Origin of the sequence: Rhodococcus sp. NPDC057014, assembly GCF_042673295.1 — a bacterium.
GTDB lineage: Bacteria > Actinomycetota > Actinomycetes > Mycobacteriales > Mycobacteriaceae > Rhodococcus_F.
The window spans coordinates 1-18900 of the sequence record NZ_JBHUSF010000075.1 but is presented as its reverse complement, the minus strand read 5'-3'; the positions used below and the strand labels follow the sequence as shown (position 1 = coordinate 18900).

Here is an 18900-nt window from a genome sequence, read left to right as displayed (position 1 = left end):
GTCGAGCGTCTACGTAGATCTCATACTATCTACCACTGGTGTGGCGTTTGTTGGAGATGTACGCGTGTCACGGCTACCCGCATCGTCTTGCGGTGGTGTGGGTTTGACCGTGTCCCACACCGACGCTCGAGGTGCAGGAACATAGCTGTTCGGAGTCACCCCCGCCCGAAGTGTCAGAGTGGGCAGGCTGCGGCGGACCCGGCGGTGCCGCGGTCTGCTCGGTGTCGGACTGGTCTTGCCCAGGGATGGCCGTACCGGCGCGTGCTCGGCGACCCGGATCGCGGGCAGCTGCCCCTGCCGCCGGGTCACCTTGCCTTTGCCGAGCAGGGCGCGTTTGGCCAGGTTGACCCCGGCGACGTGGTCGCGGTTGCCGCCGACCCGGCAACCCGAACACCACGCACTGTGGTAGCCGCCGGGTCGTGCCAGTGGTGCGTCGCAGCCCGGACACAGTGCGGAGGATCCGCGGGCCGGCACCGACACCACCGCGATTCCCACACCCCCGGCGGTGTGGGCGAGTGAGGTGACCGCCTTTCGGCGGGCGGACTGCGCGGCCCGATTGTTGTTGACCCGGCCGTGTCCGCGGGTCTCGAGGGTGCTGAGGTCTTCCACCGCGATCACCTGCGCGCCCGCCGCGGTGGCGTAGTCGGTGACCTGGCGGGCGAAGTGAAATCCCAGCTCCCGATTGATCCTGCCCCGTTTGACGCCCACCGCAGTCCGGTGCTCGTTGAGGACGGCGATCTTCTCCTCCAGTCGGGCGCGGACCTCGGGTTCGGCGTTGGTGGCGAGTTGCGTCAACCGGGCCGCCTTGCGGTGCAGCATCTGGCCTTCGGTCTGTAAACGGGCCAGTTTGGTCCCGAGGCCGCGGTCGTCGTAGGTGAAGCCCCGAAAGTCCTAGGACAGCCCCTCCGGGGTTTCGGTGGTGATGGCGGCGGCACCCAGGGTGGACGGTGACCAATCGACCCCGACCGCGACGGTCGCGGATCCCAGCTCACAGTCGGGGACGAGGTCGGTCGCCGCGCACCGCCACAACAAACCTTTCCGGTCGAGGGCCAGGGTCGGCAGGTGCCAGTCGGTGATCGCCCGGCCGTGCAGGTGCGCGGGGATGGTGGCGGTCAGCCGGACCCGCCGCCACTGCGCCCGCCCCGCCGGGGCCGGGCAGGTGGGCAGCTCCACCGTCAACACCAGCTCGTCACCGGTGACGGTGATCTGCGCGAGCTGCCGATCGGCAGCAGAGAGTCGGGCCATCGCGTTCGTCTGCGGTGGTCCCTGGATGTCGGTGATCCGCAACCGGCCGGCCAGTGCCCCGCTGTCGGTGCGACGGGTGCGTGCGAGGATTTGGCGCCGCACCCCCCGGGCGAAACCCAATGGCGCAGCCTGCGGTCCTGGTGGTCCAGGCCGGCGGCGAGCACGTCGAACGTGACCGGATGCCACACCCGCGCCACCAACTCGGTGCCGGCCGCCGCGATCAGGTCCAGCAGCCACCCCACCCGGGTATCGACGTCGTCAAGACCAATCGACTCGCCGGTCACGTCGTCGACCGCCACGTGGGCGCGGGTGGTGAACGCGAACTGCCGCGGCGCAGTCGCTCCCGGCCCGGTCATGCCGGCCGACCCGGCGCCAGGAACAACCCGAATCAACCCGGGCTCATCCCTCTCCCGAGAAGAACCGCCATCGCCCGACAAGCTCATCGATCACCCCCTTCCCGACGGTCTGCTGCCCCACCTCTCGCAGGGCCTCGACTCTAACGCCGACCACCGACAAGTACCGCTCGATCCGCGCCACCGGCGAACCGGGGCAATCGATCCCACCACACCACACCACCGGGTAGCGGCCCTCGGGCCCGTCGACGAGCATCCGCCCGCGCCCTGCCCGCGCCCCGCCCGCTGCTCCCCGGGACACGAACCGCGATCCTCCCCAATAGATACCTCCGCCCTCTCGGGAGTCGCTCCCGCACAACCCGATACAGTTCTGCCCAGATCGGCGCTCGGTCCGCGAGGCCACAGAGTCGGGGACCCGAACCCGCGCGCCGAGAAAGCAACCGGCCCTCCGTCGGCGACCGTGCGCACCCGAACGGCCGGCACTCCACGAATTCCGCAGTCACCAGTTCGCGGTGGCAGACAGTGCCAGAAACCGATAGCGAGTATTAGATACATTGGCAACAGATGAGAGCCTGCAGGTAGTGGGTGTTCGGGACGGGGACAGGATGTCGGTACAGGCAGATACTGCGCAAGCGCTCGTCGATGCGGTGTTCGCGCTCGGGCGGTCGTTGCGGGCGGTCGTCTCCGCGAGCGGCGAGACCCCGATCGCGCCCGCACTGACGAGCGTGCTCTTCGTCCTCGCGGCGCGCGGGGAGTGCCGGCAGAACGAACTGGCCGCCGACCTGTGCGTGAGTCAGTCGTCGCTGAGCAGGCAGATTTCGGAACTGGTCGACGCCGGATACGTGTCCCGCGCCGCCGATCCCCACGACAAGCGGGCCTCCCGGATCCGGGTGTCGCCGAGCGGGATGGACATCCTCGCCGAGACGACGGCGCGGCGGGCCGAACGGCTGCGCGGCATGCTCGAAGGCTGGTCGCAGGAACAGGCGCTGGCGGCGGTGACGTCGCTGACCCAGCTCACCGACACGTTCGCCGCCTCGGTGCAGCAGCGCGGCCCCCGGGCCTAGACCAGACGCCACCGCACGCGGACGTCCACCCGCGTCGGTTTCTCGCCGCGTTCGACGGCGACCGGGGAGTCGGCCGCCGCGAACGCCTTCGCGACCGGTCGCGGGGACACGTCGCCGACCTCGACCTCCGCGATGTCGAGCACCTCCCCCAGCGCGCGCCCCGACAGCGAGGCGTACTGCTCCGCCCTGTCGAGGGCATCGGCCCACGCCCGCTCCCGGGCGGTCGCCGCCAGCGCGGCCGGATCGGAAAAGTCGAATTCGAGTCCGCCGAGCCGGATGTCGTCACCGCCCGCACCGACACAGGCGGCCACCACCTGCGCCGGCGGCGGGGCGTCCGCACCGGCCTCGCGGACCGTGATCTGCAGCGTCGTCGCCGCGGTGTAACCCGTCACCTCGCTGCCGCGGCCCTCGGCCCACGTCGTCTCGGAGTGCACGGACAGCCCGGTGGTCGCGAGGTCGGGCCCCGAGACACCGTATTCGCGCAGGGTGTCGGTGACCGCGGTGCCCGCCCGGGCGACGGCCTCGAACGCGTCGGCCACCGCGGGACGCGTCGCCGTCACCGTGACGGTGATGCGGACGAGATCCGGAACCGCGGAGACGATTCCGGATCCGCGCACCGTCACCGCACGCGCGGCGGGATCGGCCTCCGGCACCGTCACGACTTCCGGTTGTACAGGCGCATCGTCAGCGGTCCGAAGATCACGACGAACCCGGCGCACCACCCGAACACGACGGCGAGATCCGCCATCTCCACCGACCCCGCCATGAGCCCGCGAATCGACGTCACCAGTGCGCTGATCGGATTGACGCCGACGAACGCCTGGAGCCAGCCCGGCATGGTCGCGGGGTCGACGAAGATGTTGCTGGCGAACGTCAGCGGGAACAGGATGAACATCGACACCCCCATGACCGCCTGCTCGGTGCGCATGAGCATCGCGAACATCGTCCAGATCCACGACAGGCTGAACGAGAACAACAGCAGCAGTCCGATCGACGCCACCACCCCGACGAACCCGCCGTCCGGACGGAACCCCAGGACCAGCCCGAGGATCAGGACGATGATCGAGGCGATCGTGTAGCGGACGACGTCACCGAGCAGCGCGCCGACGAGAGGTGACGGACGCCAGATCGGGAGCGACCGGAACCGGTCGAAGACACCCTTCTCGATGTCCTTGTTGAGTGTCAGGCCGGTGTACATGGTGATCATGACGACCGTCTGCACGAGGATGCCCGGCAGAAGGAACTGCACGTAGGTGCTGGTCGATCCGGCCAGCGCGCCCCCGAACAGGTACGTGAACATCAACGTGAACATGATCGGGAACATCGTCACGTCGAACAGTTGCTCGGGGACGTGCTTGATCTTCAGCAGGGCCCGCCAGCCGAACGACAGCGACGTCGACCACGCGGTGGGCCGCGCGGGCCGGGGGCCGGGCATCTTCAGGACGTCGGCGACAGCGGTGGCGGTGTCGGCGGTCCGGTCGGTGGTGGAGGTCATGCGTGCTCCTCGGTGGGTCGGCCGGTGAGGGAGAGGAAGACTTCGTCGAGGCTCGGCTGCCCCAATGCGAATGTGCTGACGGCGATTCCGGCGTCGTCGAGTGCGGGCAGCGCCCGTGAGACCCGGGCCGGGTCGTCGATGCGGGCGGTGAGGGCGGCCGGATCCGCTTCCTCGGTGACCGGCACCTCGAGCACGTCGCGCAGCAGCGCCGCCGCCGCGGGGCGGGTAGTGATGTCGGTGACCCGCACGTGCAGCGCACCCGATCCGACGGAAGCCTTGAGTTCGCCGGTGGTGCCCTCGGCGATCACCTTGCCGTGGTCGATGACGGCCACCCGGTCGGCGAGTTGGTCGGCCTCGTCGAGGTACTGCGTGGTCAGCAGTACCGTTGTTCCGCCGGCCACCAGCGCGCGGACGATCTCCCACACCTGATTGCGGCTGCGGGGGTCGAGACCGGTGGTGGGTTCGTCGAGGAAGATCATCTCCGGGGTGACGATGATGCTGGCTGCGATGTCGAGTCGCCGGCGCATGCCACCGGAGTAGTTCTTCACCTGCCGGTTGCCCGCCTCTTCCAGCCCGAACGCGGACAGCAACTGCTCGGACCGGGTGCGCGCCGCCGCGCGGGAGTACCCGTACAGCCGGCCCAGCAGCAGCAGATTCTCGCTACCCGTCAGATCCTCGTCGAGCGAGGCGAACTGCCCGGTCAGGGCGACCTTGCTGCGCACGGCGTCCGGTTCGGTCGCGACGTCGTGTCCCAGCACGGTGGCGGTTCCACCGTCGAGGGGCAGCAGCGTTGCCAGGATGCGGATCGCGGTGGTCTTGCCCGCGCCGTTCGGTCCGAGGACGCCGTAGACGCCGCCGAGGGGAACGGCCAGATCCAGGCCGTCGACCGCGTGGGTGGATCCGAACGTCTTGACGAGTCCCGTCGTCTCGATGGCCAGCTTTGTCGCTGTGAGCATTGCACCCTGCTTTCGATTCGAGCGTCGTCGGTTCCGAGCCCCAAGCCTGTCCGATTTTTCCGGTTCGGGCAACGGGTTTTTCCCGTGAGCCGGTCAGAGTCCGCCGCCCTGGCGCAGCAGCGCCCGCAGCATCACGTCGAGTTGCTCGTACGCGCCCGTCGCGAGACGTTCGAGCAGCGCCAGCTTCAGTTTCGGTTCCTCCGAGGCCATTTCGGTGTAGCGCTCGGTGGTCAGCACCGCGACCGTCACCTCGGTGTCGGCGCGGACGTCGTTGAGGAAACGGGAGTCGATCATCATCGTCATCTCCCCGAAGCTCATGCCGGCCGACAACGTCATGATCCGGTGCACCGCACCCGCATGGTCGGTGACCGTGGAACTGACGCTGCCGGACAGGATGAGGAACAGCCCGGCGGCCCGGTCACCCCGGTGGATGACGAGGTCGCCGCGGGCGTACGTACGGGTGACGAGGTCGCGGGTGAACCGTTCGAGTTGTATCGCGCTGAGCGTGGACAGCATGGGGTGCTCGGTGATCGTGACGGACGACGGCTGACGGGCCGTGCTGCAGTGCCGGTCGAGGAGGATGTCCTCACACCACTGCACGGCGGCGTCCAGGTCGGCGAACACCCGGCCCGCCCGTCCCGACAGGTCGGAGCGGGTGTTGCCGAGCAGACCGGCCGGGTCGACGAACGCCAGCGCGCACCCGCACTGTGCGAGGTCGGCCCGCAGGGTCTCGAACATCCGGCGGGCGACCCCGCTGACGTCGTCGACGCGCCGGACGTCGATCACCACCGCCTCCAGGTCCTCCTCGACGCCGCCGATCTCGCGGACGGCGCTCTCCGCGCCGGCGAACAGCAGATCGCCGTGCAGTTCGTAGATCCGGCTGCGTTTGCCGACGTCGTCGAGGGTGGCGCGCTCGGCGGGGGACCGCCGCATCCGGGACGGGGCGTCCGACACCGAGTACCGGGCGCGGACCGCGGAACGGGCGGCGCGGGTGACGTGCAGGAAGTGCAGTTCCAACTCGTTCGACAGGGCGCGGCACGCCTCGACTCCACGGACGCTGTTGCCGTGGGAGTCGAGGCGCGGCGAATAGATCGCGATCCCGATCTGACCGGGCAGGACGGCGAGCACGCCGCCCCCGACGCCGCTCTTGGCGGGCAGCCCGACCTCGTATACCCATTTGCCTGCGGCGTCGTACATGCCGCACGTCGACATCACACTCAAAACCCGCTCGACCAGTGCAGGCTCGAGGACGGTCTCCCCGGTGACGGGATTGACGCCGTTGTTCGCCATCGTCGCCGCCATCAGGCTCAGATCGCGGCACGTCACGTCGAGGGAGCACTGACGGAAGTAGAGGTCGACCGCCTCGTCGGGGTCGCCGGTGATGATGTCGAACGAGCGCAGCATGTGGCCGATCGCCCGGTTGCGGTGCCCGCTCCGCGACTCGGACTCGTACACCGACCGGTTGAACGTCAGGTCCCGTCCCGCGTACCGGGAGTACGTGGACCGGATCCGCTCGAACCGTGTCCGAAGGTCGGGACCGGCCACGAGCGACGTCGCCGTGATCGCCCCGGCGTTGATCATGGGATTGCGGGGCCGCTCCGTCCGCGGATCCAGGCTGATCTCGTTGAACGGCTCCCCGGACGGTTCGACGTCGATCTTCTCGGCGACGGCGGCGGAGCCGCGATCGGCGAGGGCAAGGGCATACGTGAACGGTTTCGAGATGGACTGGATCGTGAACGGCAACCGGGTGTCGCCGACCTCGTACACGTAGCCGTCCACGGTCGCGACGCAGATGCCGAACGAATCGGGGGCGACCGCCGCGAGCTCGGGAATGTAGTCGGCGAGCTGTCCGCCGCGGTTCTCCCGGGTCTCGGTGAAGACTTTTCCGATCAGCGCGTCCACGACGGTGCTCATGAGAAGACCCTAGAGGCTGTTCACGGCGAAGTCGGGTGTTCCGCCGGGCCCACCCGGCGACGCAATTGTGTGAAGCCGGTCACGGCTGTGGCCGGAATGCCCGAGGACGAAGCCGCACCACGGGGCCGCCGCGACCGGTACCGTGTGTCCCGACCTTCCGCGGCTCCGTAGACTGGTTCCACTGTGACGTGACACGAAGCCACGTGGCAGAGGCACGCAAGGCGGCGTGCATCACGGAGGGAGCGATCTCGTTGGGTGTTCTTGCCCGTATCCAGACGCCTGACGATCTTCGTCAGCTGAATCCGGCGGAGATGAAGCAGCTCGCCGCGGAGATTCGCGAGTTCCTCGTGCAGAAGGTCGCCGCGACCGGCGGGCACCTCGGCCCCAACCTGGGCGTCGTCGAGCTGACCCTCGCGCTGCACCGCATCTTCGAGTCGCCGGCCGACCCGATCATCTTCGACACGGGCCACCAGGCGTACGTCCACAAGGTCCTCACCGGCCGCAAGGACGATTTCGACTCGCTCCGCAAGCAGGGCGGCCTGTCCGGCTACCCCTGCAGGGCGGAGAGCGATCACGACTGGGTCGAGTCGTCGCACGCGTCGGCGGCGCTGTCGTACGCCGACGGCCTCGCGAAGGCCTTCGAACTGACCGGCCAGGCCCGGCACGTCGTCGCCGTCGTCGGTGACGGAGCCCTGACCGGCGGAATGTGCTGGGAGGCGCTGAACAACATCGCCGCGGGCAAGGACCGCTCGGTGGTCATCGTCGTCAACGACAACGGCCGCTCGTACGCCCCGACCATCGGCGGTCTCGCGGACCACCTCGCCGCTCTCCGGCTCCAGCCGGGCTACGAGCGCATCCTCGACAGCGGCCGGAGGATGGTGAAGAAACTTCCGTGGGTCGGACGAACCGCCTACTCGGTGCTGCACGGGATGAAGGCGGGCCTCAAGGACGCCGTCGCCCCGCAGGTGATGTTCACGGACCTGGGCATCAAGTACCTCGGACCGGTCGACGGCCACGACGAGGCCGCGCTCGAATCCGCGCTGCGCCGCGCGAAGGCGTTCGGCGGACCGGTCATCGTGCACGCCGTCACCCGCAAGGGCATGGGTTACGCGCCCGCCGAGAACCACGTGGCCGATCAGATGCACTCGACCGGCGTGATCGACCCGGTCACCGGCAAGTCGGCCGGATCGGCGTCCGCCGACTGGACGTCGGTGTTCTCCGCCGAGCTGATCGACCAGGCGAGCCACCGTCAGGACATCGTGGCGATCACTGCCGCCATGGCGGGCCCGACCGGTCTCGCCGCGTTCGGCGAGAAGTACCCCGACCGGATGTTCGACGTCGGCATCGCCGAGCAGCACGCCGTCACGTCGGCCGCAGGCCTGGCGCTCGGCGGCCTGCACCCGGTGGTGGCGGTCTACTCGACGTTCCTCAACCGTGCGTTCGACCAGTTGCTGATGGACGTGGCGCTGCTGAAGCTGCCCGTCACCCTCGTCCTCGACCGCGCGGGAATCACGGGCAGCGACGGCGCCAGCCACAACGGCATGTGGGACATGTCGCTGCTGGGCATCGTCCCCGGGATGCGGGTCGCGGCTCCCCGCGACACGGCCACCCTGCGGGAGGAACTGGACGAGGCGCTGGCCGTCGACGACGGGCCGACCGCTCTGCGCTTCCCGAAGGGCACGGTCGGTGACGACGTGCCCGCCGTGAGCCGCCTCGACGGCGTCGTCGACGTCCTGCACGCCCCCTCCGGGCGCAACGACGTGCTCATCGTCTCGGTCGGCGCGTTCGCCGGTCTCGCGCTCGCCGCCGCGGAACGTCTGGAACAGCAGGGCATCTCGGCGACCGTCGTCGACCCGCGGTGGGTGCTGCCGGTGCCGGAGTCGCTACTGAAGCTCGCCGAGGACTACACGATGGTGGTCACCGTCGAGGACAGCGGTCTGCACGGCGGTGTCGGGTCCACCGTGTCCGCCGCGCTGCGGTCGGCCGGGGTCGACGTGCCCTGCCGCGATCTCGGTGTTCCGCAACGGTTCCTCGACCACGCGTCCCGTGCGCAGATCCACGCCGAGCTGGGACTGACCGCGCAGGACGTCGCCCGGCAGATCACCGGGTGGTTCGCCGGACTCGGCAACCCGCGCCCCGGGCAGCAGAACGGGGTCGTCGCGGGCCTCGACGCGCAGCGCGCGGAGAACACCGGCCAGTAGGACCGCCTCACACGACAGATCCGGCCGAATCACAGTGTGATTCGGCCGGTTCCGTCGGTACCCGGGTCAGGTGTGCATTTCCTCGAGTTCCATGCCCTTCGTCTCCCGGACCTTCAACCGGACGAAGAAGTAGGACAGCAGCGCGAAGAACGCGAACAGTCCGTACAGGAACCACAACCCGACCGAGCGGGTGAGCGGCGGGAACGACAGCGTGACCGTGAAGTTCGCGATCCAGTTCGCCGCCGTGCTGATCCCGAGGGCGTAGGCGCGCATGTTGTTGGGGAACATCTCGCCGAGCATCACCCACATGATCGGGCCCCACGTGGCGGCGAAGAAGATCACGAACAGGTTGGCGCCGATCAGCGCGAGCGCTCCCCAGGGGCTGGGGAGCACGACGTCGTCGCCGCTGCCGGTCGCCTGGGAGAAGGCGACAGCGGCCAGCAGCAGGCTCACGAACATGCCGAGCGAGCCCACCTCGAGCAGAATCTTCCGGCCGATCCGGTCGACGAACAGGATGGCGACGAACGTCATGCCCACGTTGATGATCGCGGTGATCACCGACGTGGTGAACGACTCGTTCTCGGTGAAACCCACCGACTTCCACAGCGTCGTGGAGTAGTAGAAGATTGCGTTGATGCCCACGAACTGCTGGAAGACGGCCATGAAGATGCCGACCCAGACGAGTGGCTGCAGCCCGAACTTCGGTCCGCGGATGTCGTCGAACGACGCCGTCGACTCGTGCCGGAGGGTCAGCCGGATCTCGGAGACGCGTTCCTGTGGGTCGACCTCGCCGGTGATGTTCGCGAGGATGTCGGCGGCCTCCTGATCGAGGTGCTTGCCCACCAGGTATCGCGGCGACTCGGGGATCATCAGGGCGAGAACGCCGTACACGACCGCGGGAATCACGCCGACGAGGAACATCCAGCGCCAGGCCTCGAGGTTGAGCCACAGTTCGTTCGACGCGCCGCCCGCCGCATTCTGCAGCACCGCGTCCGACAGCAGCGCGGCGAAGATGCCGAGGGTGATCGCCAGTTGCTGCAGCGACGCCAGCGCGCCGCGGTACCGGGCAGGCGCGATCTCCGAGATGTACGTGGGCGCAATGACCGACGCGATACCGATGCCCAGACCGCCGAGGACGCGCCACAGCATGAGGTCGGGGACGCTGAACGCGAGACCGGACCCGAACGAGGACACGATGAACAGCACCGAGCCGAGCAGCATCACTTTCTTGCGGCCCCAGCGGTCCGCGAGGCGGCCCGCAAACCACGCGCCCACAGCACATCCGAGCAGTGCGATCGCCACGGCGAATCCCGTGAAGAACGACCCCAGCTCGAAATGGTCCTGGATGGAGTCGACGGCGCCGTTGATGACCGAGCTGTCGAAACCGAAGAGAAAACCACCCACCGCAGCGGCGACGGTGACGCCGATGACCTTCGCGGTGTGTCTTTCGGACATCTGCGTCATCGCATACCTGCTTTCGACGAGCGTTCCTGATGCGGGCACAACCGAACTAGGTGTCCCGGAATACGCTACGCCCGACACCGCCTCTCAGGCGGGAGTTCAGGCACCCGCTTTCGTCGCGGCCTCGCTGAGCTGAGGCGTCAGCTTGTCCAGAACCCACGGTGTCGCGAGGACGCTGGTCTGGCTGAGCCCCGAGATGATCTTCGTGTCCGACAGCGCGACCGCGGTACCACGGCCGATGGCACCGAGATTCGCGTAGGCCGGGTTCGCGGCGACGGTGGTGTTCTCCGGGACGAACGCGACCACGACGTCGGCGTCCACGTCGGAGATGTTCTCCACGGAGATGTCGGCGAAGAACTTGTCGGGGTCGTTCGACGCGGCCAGCTGCTGTACGCCGGGGGACACGCTGAAGCCGAGCTGCGTCAGCACCTGGACGCGGGGATCGGAGGGCATGTAGACGTTGACCGTCGCGGCGTCGGTGTCGAAGTTGATCACCGAGATCGTCTTGCCCGCGAACTCGGGATGCGCGGCGGCGGTCCGGGCGAGGGTGTCGTCGAGACCGGCCACCAGCTGCTCGGCCTCGGCGCTCTTGCCGAGTGCCTGCCCGACCAGTGTGGTCTGGTCCTGCCACGTGGTCTGCCACGCCTTGTCCGGGTACGCGACGGTGGGGGCGATGCCCGACAGCTTCTCGTACGTCGCCTCGTCGAATCCCTCGTACGGCGCGAGGACCACATCGGGCGCCAGCGCGGCGACACCCTCGACGGGGGTGGACGTGGCCGCGTCGAGCAACGTGGTCGCGGACGGGTCGAAACGGTCCTGCAGCCAGGGCATCACGCCGTTCGCCTCGGCGCCGTAGGTGTACTTCGGCATGCCGGCCGGTGTCTGGCCGAGGGCGTACACGACGTCCTGGGCGTTCCATCCGAGGGTGACGATGCGTTCGGGTGCCGCGTCGAGGGTGGTCGATCCGAAGGTGTTCTCGATGGTGACCGGGAATCCGTCACCGGACGCTTCCGCGGCGCCTCCGCCGTCGCCGGACGAGCACGCGGCGAGGAAGAGGGACGAACTGGCCACGGCGAGTGCGACGGCGAGCTGACGTCTGGCGGTGGGTGCGAACACGGCAACGACTCCTTCGGGACGAAAACAGAAGGTAAGCCTAACCTAGAGTCGGGCGCTCGTTCGGCGGACGGCGCCACTTCGAATCACCGTGATTGGAATTCCCGGGCCCGCCTCCGACTGGCGCATTGGCGGGTCGGCGTCGTGTTCGCGCTGGTGAGACGAGTCGCCTCCGGCGTGGACCCGGCCGATTCGCCGAGGCGCCCGGGGCGGGTGTTCGCGACGACTCCGGGCCCCGCGGACTGCCGTTAGCGTGTGTCTTCGGCCAGCTCACACGCACAATCGACGAAGGAAACCATGGTGGTGAATCCGACTCCCCTCCAGACGGCGTCACGCAGTTCCCGCGCGGACCATGCGCGCAGATTCGCCGACCTGCTGCGGCAGCAGATCCACGCGGAGTCCTTCGCCGACCGCGGATTGCCGTCGGAAGCGGAGTTGGCCGCCGAGTTCGGCGTGTCGCGCAACGCGGTGCGCGACGGACTGGCGCTGTTGAAGCAGGAGGGGCTCATCGACCGTGCCCCCCGTGTGGGAACCCACGTGGCGCAGCGCAAGTACGACCACGGCCTCGACGCCCTCCTGGGGCTGAAGGAGACGCTGAAGGGGCACGGCGAGGTCCGCAACGACGTCCGCGCGGCCGTGGAGATCAGTCCGCCGCCCGCCGTCGCCCGCCGGCTGCAGCTGGAGCCGGGCGAACCCGCCGTGTACATCGAGCGGGTGCGCTACCTCGGCGACCTCCCGCTCAGCCTGGACCTCACGTACCTCGTCCCCGACATCGGTGCCGAGATCCTCGGCCGCGACCTCGAAACCAACGACGTGTTCGCGCTGATCGAGGAGGTCTGCGGTCAGCCGCTGGGTTCCGCCGATCTGGCGATCGAGTCCGTCAACGCCGACGCGCACTCCGCCGCGAACCTCCAGACCCCCGAGGGCGCGGCGCTCCTGCTGCTCGAGCGCCTCACCCGGCTCGTCGACGGACGCCCGGTCGACCTCGAATACATCCGCATGCGCGGTGACCGGATCACCATGCGCAGCAACCTCGTCCGCAGACCCGACATCACGAACTGGGAGCTCACCTCATGACCTTGGTCAACCAACGCGCCGACGTACCCGTCACCATCGACGAGTCGCTGTGCATCGAGGGCTGCACCCTGTGCGTCGAGATCTGCCCACTCGACTCCCTCGCCATCAACCCGGAGAACGGCAAGGCGTTCATGCACGTAGACGAATGCTGGTACTGCGGCCCCTGCGCCGCGCGCTGCCCGACCGGCGCGGTCACCGTGAACATGCCGTACCTCCTCCGCTGAGCGAAAGACCACACAGATGAAGCGACGCTTCCCCACCTTCGCGATCGCCGCCGCGGCACTGACACTCGTGGCGACGAGTTGCTCCCTCGAACCCTCGACCGGCGACGGTGACGCGGTCACCGTGGTGATCGGGTACCAGTCCAAGACGATCAACACCGTCACCGCCGGAACTCTGCTGCGGGCCCAGGGCTACCTCGAACAGCGCCTGCAGGACGTCACGGAACGGACGGGGACGAAGTACTCCGTCGAGTGGCAGGACTACGACACGGGTGCGCCGATCACCGCTCAGATGGTGGCCGAGAAGATCGACATCGGATCGATGGGCGACTACCCCATGCTGATCAACGGGTCCCGCACCCAGGCGAACCCGCGCTCGAAGACGGACATCGTCTCGGTGACCGGATACAACCCCGAGGGCGCGCTGAACATGGTGGTGGTGCCACCGAACTCACCGGCGACCACGCTCGGCGACCTCGCCGGACAGAAGGTGTCCGCGAGCGTCGGCTCCGCAGGCCACGGCACCCTCGTCCAGGCACTCGACCGCGCCGGGATCGACCCGGCCACCGGCGTCGAGATCCTGAACCAGCAGCCGCAGGTCGGATCGTCGGCACTGGAATCCGGTCAGGTGGCGGCATTGTCGCAGTTCGTCGCGTGGCCCGGACTCCTCGTCTTCCAGGACAAGGCCAAGCTGCTCTACGACGGCGCCGAACTGCACACCCCGACGCTGCACGGTGTGGTGGCCCGGGAGGCGTACGCGGACGAGCACCCGGAGGTACTCGACGCGTTCCTCCGGGCGCAGCTCGACGCCACCCGGTTCGTGCAGACCGAACCCCTCGAGGCGTCGCGGATCGTCGCCGACGCCAGCGGGCTGCCGCAGGAGGTCGTGTACCTGTACAACGGCCCGGGCGGCACCTCCTTCGACACCACGCTCAAGCCCGGCCTGATCGGTGCGCTGAAGAACGATGTGCCGTACCTGAAGTCGATCGGCGACTTCACCGACCTCGACGTCGACGGTTTCGTGAACGACGCACCGCTGCGGGCCGCGTTCGAGGCGGAAGGTCAGGACTACGACACCACGCTCGCGTCCACCGCCAACCCCGCCGCCGTCACCGGCACCGACCCCGTGTGCGCCGCGCCCGCGACCGACCCGGCGCTGGCCGGGGAGGTGTGGTTCGACGGCGCCACCGAGACCCAGCCCGCCGCGAACCCGACCTGCCTGCTCCGGGCGGTGAAACAGGCCCGCGCCGAGGGCCGCGCCGTGCGCGCCGGCTACGTTCCCGACGCCGAACTGGGCACCCGATGGTTCGCGGACAAGGCGGTATGGGTACGCGACGGCGACACCTTCCTGCCCTTCACCACCGGCGCCGCGGCCGACCGCTACCTGAGGGCGCACCCGTCGGGAGCCGTGGTCACCTACGACCGCGCCGTCGAGGAGGTCCGGCCGTGACCACACTGGAACAACCGGACGTCCTTCCCGGCACCGAAGGTGTTGTGGAAGAACATGATCCGGAGGCGCGCCGACAGTCGTCGCCGTGGCGGTCCCGGCTCGTGCGGGTCGCCTCGGTGCTGGCCGCGATCCTCGCGTGGCAGCTGCTGACCGCCCACGACATCCGGCTGTGGCTGCGGTTCGACACACTCCCCACCGTCACCGACGTGGTGTCCGCGTTCGGAACCCAGCTGCAGACCGACCTGTTCTACCTCGACCTCGGACAGTCGCTGATCCGCATCCTCAGCGGATTCGGACTCGCCACGGTGATCGGGGTGGCCACCGGAATCGCCCTCGGCAGATCGGAACTGTTCGCCGACGTCCTCGGCCCGCTGACCGAACTCGCGCGGCCGATCCCCGCCATCGCGGTGGTACCCGTCGCGATCCTGCTGTTCCCCAGCGACGAGGCGGGCATCGTGTTCATCACGTTCGTCGCCGCGTTCTTCCCGATCATGGTGAGCACCCGGCACGCCGTCCGGGCACTCCCCACGCTGTGGGAGGACTCGGTGCGCACCCTCGGCGGCGGACGCTGGGACGTCCTCGCCCGGGTCGTGCTGCCCGGGATCCTGCCCGGCGTGTTCGGTGGACTGTCCGTCGGGATCGGGGTCGCCTGGATCTGCGTGATCTCCGCCGAGATGATCTCCGGCAGGCTCGGTGTCGGGTACCGCACCTGGCAGGCGTACACGATCGTCGACTATCCCGGCGTCTTCGTCGGCATGATCACCATCGGCGTCCTCGGATTTCTCACGTCCGGGGCGGTCGAACTGCTCGGCAGGCGCGTCACCCGCTGGCTGCCCCGAGGGGAGCGCGCATGACCGCCACCACCGGAACGCCCGTGGCTGCCGGCATGTCGCTGGTCCTCGACGACGTCACCCTGTCCTACACCGGCACACCCGTCATCCGTTCACTGTCGCTGACCGTGGTGCCCGGCGAGATCCTGGTGCTCACCGGCCCTTCGGGGTGTGGCAAGTCCACGGTGCTGCGGGCACTGGCGGGCCTGCTGCCGCCGGATTCGGGGCGGGTCGTCGCCGACGGTGCCGCGGTAGAGTCCACCTCCCGGGATCGGGCGGTCGTCTTCCAGGACAACGCGCTGCTGCCGTGGCGCACGGTGCGCTCGAACATCGAACTGGCCCTCGCGCTGCGCGGCGAACCCCGCAAGGGGCGCCGTGAGACCGCCGACCGCTGGATCGCCGAGGTGGGCCTGACAGGGTTCGGCGACTTCCTGCCGAAGAACCTCTCCGGCGGCATGCGCCAGCGGGTCCAGTTGGCGCGCGGGCTCGCCGGCGCGCCGCGGGCCGTGATGATGGACGAACCATTCGGCGCCCTCGACACACAGACCCGCGGCGTCATGCAGCGACTGCTCGTCGACACGTGGAGCACGCACCCGACGACGGTGGTGTTCGTGACCCACGACGTGGACGAGGCGGTGCTGCTCGGCGATCGGGTGGCGGTGCTGGGCCGGGCGGGTGAGCCGCTGCGGGCGCTCGTCGACATCCCGCACCCCCGCGACCGCGACCACCTCGACCATCCCGGCACCCGTGCCGCCCGCGCCGACGTCCTCGGCGCGCTGAACCACACTCCGGAGACCTGATGGACATCCCCGACCTCGCCGACACCGTCCGACTCGACTGCGACGTCCTCGTCATCGGCGGCGGCACGGCAGGCACGATGGCGGCGCTGACCGCCGCCGAGAACGGCGCGAACGTGCTGTTGCTCGAGAAGGCGCACGTGCGCCATTCCGGGGCACTCGCCATGGGCATGGACGGTGTCAACAACGCCGTCATCCCCGGCAAGGCCGAACCCGAGGACTACGTCGCCGAGATCACGCGCGCCAACGACGGAATCGTCAACCAGCGCACCGTGTACCAGACCGCGACCCGCGGTTTCGCGATGGTGCAGCGCCTCGAGAAGTACGGCGTCAAGTTCGAGAAGGACGAGTACGGCGAATACGCGGTCCGCCGGGTCCACCGCTCCGGTTCGTACGTGCTGCCGATGCCCGAGGGCAAGGACGTGAAGAAGGCGCTCTACCGGGTGCTGCGGCAGCGGAAGATGCGCGAGAAGATCCGCATCGAGAACCGGCTGATGCCGGTCCGGGTCCTGACGGAGAACGGCCGGGCGGTCGGCGCCGCGGCGCTGAACACCCGCACCGGCGAGTTCGTCGCGGTCGGCGCGAAGGCGGTCATCCTCGCGACCGGCCCGTGCGGCCGGCTGGGACTGCCGGCGTCGGGGTACCTCTACGGCACCTACGAGAACCCCACGAACGCCGGCGACGGCTATTCCATGGCCTACCACGCGGGCGCCGAACTCAGCGGCATCGAATGCTTCCAGATCAACCCCCTGATCAAGGACTACAACGGCCCGGCCTGCGCGTACGTCGCGAACCCGTTCGGCGGCTACCAGGTCAACGCCGAGGGGGAGCGGTTCGTCGACTCCGACTACTGGTCCGGGCAGATGATGAGCGAGGTCAAGAGCGAGATCGAATCCGCCCGCGGCCCCATCTATCTCAAGGTCAGCCACCTGCCGGAGGAAACCCTCGACACGCTCGAGTCGATCCTGCACACCACCGAACGCCCCACCCGCGGCACATTCCACGCGAACCGCGGTCACGACTACCGCAGCCACGACATCGAGATGCACATTTCCGAGATCGGCTTGTGCAGTGGGCATTCCGCGTCCGGCGTGTGGGTGGACGAGCACGGCGCGACCACCGTCCCGGGTTTGTACGCCGCCGGCGACCTGGCCTGCGTCCCGCACAACTACATGATCGGCGCGTTCGTCTACGGCGACCTCGCCGGATCCCACGCCACCGGCACCCTGCCCGACGTCGACGCGCCGGACGCGCTGCCCGCGGAACAGCTGGCCGCCGCACACGAGCTGATCTACCGGCCGCTGCGCAACCCGGACGGCCCGCCCCAGCCGCAGGTCGAGTACAAGCTGCGCCGGTTCGTCAACGACTATGTGGCACCGCCGAAGACGGCGACGAAACTGTCGATCGCCGTCGAGACGTTCGAGCGGATGGCGGGGGAGATCGCCGGGATGGGCGCGACCACCCCGCACGAGCTGATGCGCTGCGCGGAGGTCACGTTCATCCGCGACTGCGCCGAAATGGCGTCCCGCAGTTCCCTCACCAGGACCGAGAGCCGGTGGGGGCTGTACCACGAACGCGCCGATCTTCCCGAGCAGCAGGACGACGAATGGGGTTACCACCTGAATCTGCGGCGCGGCGAGAACGGCGACATGGAATTCTTCAAGCGCCCCGTCGAGCCGTACTTCGTGCCGGTGCCCGGACTCGATTCCCTTCCGCCGGTGGACCGCGCCGTCGTCCCCGTCGCTCAGCCGCCGCTGGTCGGGGGCCGCGCGCCGGTGGAGGAACGTTCCCGCATCGCGGCGCCGACCCGGCAGGAGCCGTCCTCACCGGCCATCGTCGCGGTCCTCGGACTCGACGCCCCGAGCGTCGCCGAACTCGCACCGTACCTGCAGGACGCCGATCCGCAGGTCCGCGTGACGGCACTGTCCGTACTGACCGAAGGGACACCCGACGGATTCGGCGCCGCCCTCGTCGACGCGCTCGGCGACACTGCGGTGACGGTGCGCCGCGCCGCCGCCGACGGACTGCGCGAACTCGTCGAGGTGCTGCCGTCCGCGGACGGACTGGCCGCGCACCTGGGGTCGTCCGACGCCGTGGTCCGGGCCGCCGTGGTCGACGTCCTGCGCGCCCTGCACGCCGGTGCGCCGGAACACTTCCTGACCGCGCTGTCCGACGCCGATCACCACGTCCGGATCGAGGCGGTGCGGGCACTGGTGTCGCTGGACCGGTGGGAGTCGGTGGCCGCGGGGGCACACGACGAGAACCGCGAAGTGCGGATCACCGTCGCGCACGGCCTGGCCACCGTCGGGCTCGGCGGTGTCGAGACGGTGCGCGCGCTGGCCGGAGACCGGGATCCGCTGGTGCGCGCCGCCGCGCTCACGGCGTTCGCGAGCCTCGGCTGCCGCGGTGACGACGTCGCGCTCGCGACGGCGGCGCTGCGGGAGTCGGCGTGGCAGATCCGGCAGGGTGCCGCCCGGGCACTCGCCGGTGCGGAACCCGACGTCGCGGTGCCCGTGCTGGCGGACGCCCTGACGGACGCGCACCTCGACGTGCGCAAGGCCGCGGTCCTCGCACTCGGCCGGTGGACCGGCGACCGCGGCGCCGTCGACGCCCTCACCGCCGCGCTCGAGGACACCGACGCCGACGTGCGGGCCTACGCCCGCCAGGCCCTCGCCGCCGCCGACCACGTCCCCGTCCCCTGAGCAGGTGAGTGGCAATGCGTG

The 18900-nt window shown here is 69.3% G+C and carries 14 protein-coding genes and 1 pseudogene; 8 read left to right on the top strand and 7 right to left on the bottom strand.

All coding sequences use genetic code 11. The annotated features are described in order from the left end of the window. Window positions 1–9 precede the first annotated feature (9 nt). Window positions 10–1601: pseudogene (locus ACFTZB_RS17225) on the bottom strand (zinc ribbon domain-containing protein). A 602-nt stretch (window positions 1602–2203) separates the two neighbouring features. On the opposite strand from ACFTZB_RS17225, the gene ACFTZB_RS17220 reads away from it, so the two are divergent. Further along, on the top strand, window positions 2204–2662 hold the full coding sequence (locus ACFTZB_RS17220; RefSeq protein WP_378433161.1) for a MarR family winged helix-turn-helix transcriptional regulator: 459 nt from the start codon (window positions 2204–2206) through the stop codon (window positions 2660–2662). Here the strand turns inward: ACFTZB_RS17220 and ACFTZB_RS17215 are convergent. From ACFTZB_RS17215 to glsA, 4 genes are all read right to left on the bottom strand, one after another. Next, window positions 2659–3321: an SIMPL domain-containing protein gene (locus tag ACFTZB_RS17215; protein ID WP_378433159.1), complete on the bottom strand. Its 663-nt coding sequence runs from the start codon at window positions 3319–3321 to the stop codon at window positions 2659–2661. The two genes, ACFTZB_RS17220 and ACFTZB_RS17215, sit on opposite strands and share 4 nt — an antisense overlap. Then, window positions 3318–4157, bottom strand: a complete 840-nt coding sequence (locus ACFTZB_RS17210; protein WP_378433157.1) for an ABC transporter permease — start codon at window positions 4155–4157, stop codon at window positions 3318–3320. Before ACFTZB_RS17210 ends, ACFTZB_RS17215 begins: the two co-directional genes overlap by 4 nt. Then, complete coding sequence (locus tag ACFTZB_RS17205) at window positions 4154–5113, bottom strand: ATP-binding cassette domain-containing protein (RefSeq protein ID WP_378433155.1); 960 nt, start codon at window positions 5111–5113, stop codon at window positions 4154–4156. Before ACFTZB_RS17205 ends, ACFTZB_RS17210 begins: the two co-directional genes overlap by 4 nt. Window positions 5114–5206: 93 nt before the next feature. Then, entirely contained in the window at window positions 5207–7027 is a 1821-nt protein-coding gene (gene glsA / locus ACFTZB_RS17200; protein ID WP_378433152.1) for a glutaminase A, read from the bottom strand. Window positions 7028–7278: 251 nt separating this feature from the next. Between glsA and dxs the strand changes: the two genes are divergently transcribed. Further along, the gene (gene dxs / locus ACFTZB_RS17195) at window positions 7279–9228 is read left to right on the top strand and encodes a 1-deoxy-D-xylulose-5-phosphate synthase (RefSeq protein ID WP_378433180.1); all 1950 of its coding nucleotides are present in this window, start codon (window positions 7279–7281) and stop codon (window positions 9226–9228) included. A 66-nt stretch (window positions 9229–9294) separates the two neighbouring features. Here the strand turns inward: dxs and ACFTZB_RS17190 are convergent, their stop codons facing one another. Both ACFTZB_RS17190 and ACFTZB_RS17185 read right to left on the bottom strand, forming a co-directional pair. Beyond that, entirely contained in the window at window positions 9295–10692 is a 1398-nt protein-coding gene (locus ACFTZB_RS17190; RefSeq protein ID WP_378433151.1) for a sugar porter family MFS transporter, read from the bottom strand. Between the two features lie 96 nt (window positions 10693–10788). Further along, entirely contained in the window at window positions 10789–11805 is a 1017-nt protein-coding gene (locus ACFTZB_RS17185; protein WP_378433150.1) for an iron-siderophore ABC transporter substrate-binding protein, read from the bottom strand. A 294-nt stretch (window positions 11806–12099) separates the two neighbouring features. On the opposite strand from ACFTZB_RS17185, the gene ACFTZB_RS17180 reads away from it, so the two are divergent. From ACFTZB_RS17180 to ACFTZB_RS17155, 6 genes are read left to right on the top strand one after another with little or no spacing between them, the layout of a single operon-like run. Then, the gene (locus ACFTZB_RS17180) at window positions 12100–12879 is read left to right on the top strand and encodes a GntR family transcriptional regulator (RefSeq protein ID WP_378433149.1); all 780 of its coding nucleotides are present in this window, start codon (window positions 12100–12102) and stop codon (window positions 12877–12879) included. Then, on the top strand, window positions 12876–13103 hold the full coding sequence (locus ACFTZB_RS17175; RefSeq protein ID WP_005240903.1) for a ferredoxin family protein: 228 nt from the start codon (window positions 12876–12878) through the stop codon (window positions 13101–13103). Before ACFTZB_RS17180 ends, ACFTZB_RS17175 begins: the two co-directional genes overlap by 4 nt. A gap of 16 nt (window positions 13104–13119) precedes the next feature. Then, entirely contained in the window at window positions 13120–14550 is a 1431-nt protein-coding gene (locus ACFTZB_RS17170) for an ABC transporter substrate-binding protein (RefSeq protein ID WP_378433147.1), read from the top strand. After that, complete coding sequence (locus ACFTZB_RS17165; protein WP_378433146.1) at window positions 14547–15404, top strand: ABC transporter permease; 858 nt, start codon at window positions 14547–14549, stop codon at window positions 15402–15404. Before ACFTZB_RS17170 ends, ACFTZB_RS17165 begins: the two co-directional genes overlap by 4 nt. Beyond that, window positions 15401–16180, top strand: a complete 780-nt coding sequence (locus tag ACFTZB_RS17160) for an ABC transporter ATP-binding protein (protein WP_378433145.1) — start codon at window positions 15401–15403, stop codon at window positions 16178–16180. The genes ACFTZB_RS17165 and ACFTZB_RS17160 overlap by 4 nt, the downstream gene beginning before the upstream one ends. Continuing rightward, window positions 16180–18879 (top strand): fumarate reductase/succinate dehydrogenase flavoprotein subunit, encoded by a 2700-nt coding sequence (locus ACFTZB_RS17155; RefSeq protein ID WP_378433143.1) that lies wholly within the window; start codon window positions 16180–16182, stop codon window positions 18877–18879. The genes ACFTZB_RS17160 and ACFTZB_RS17155 overlap by 1 nt, the downstream gene beginning before the upstream one ends. The last annotated feature ends 21 nt before the right edge of the window (window positions 18880–18900 follow it).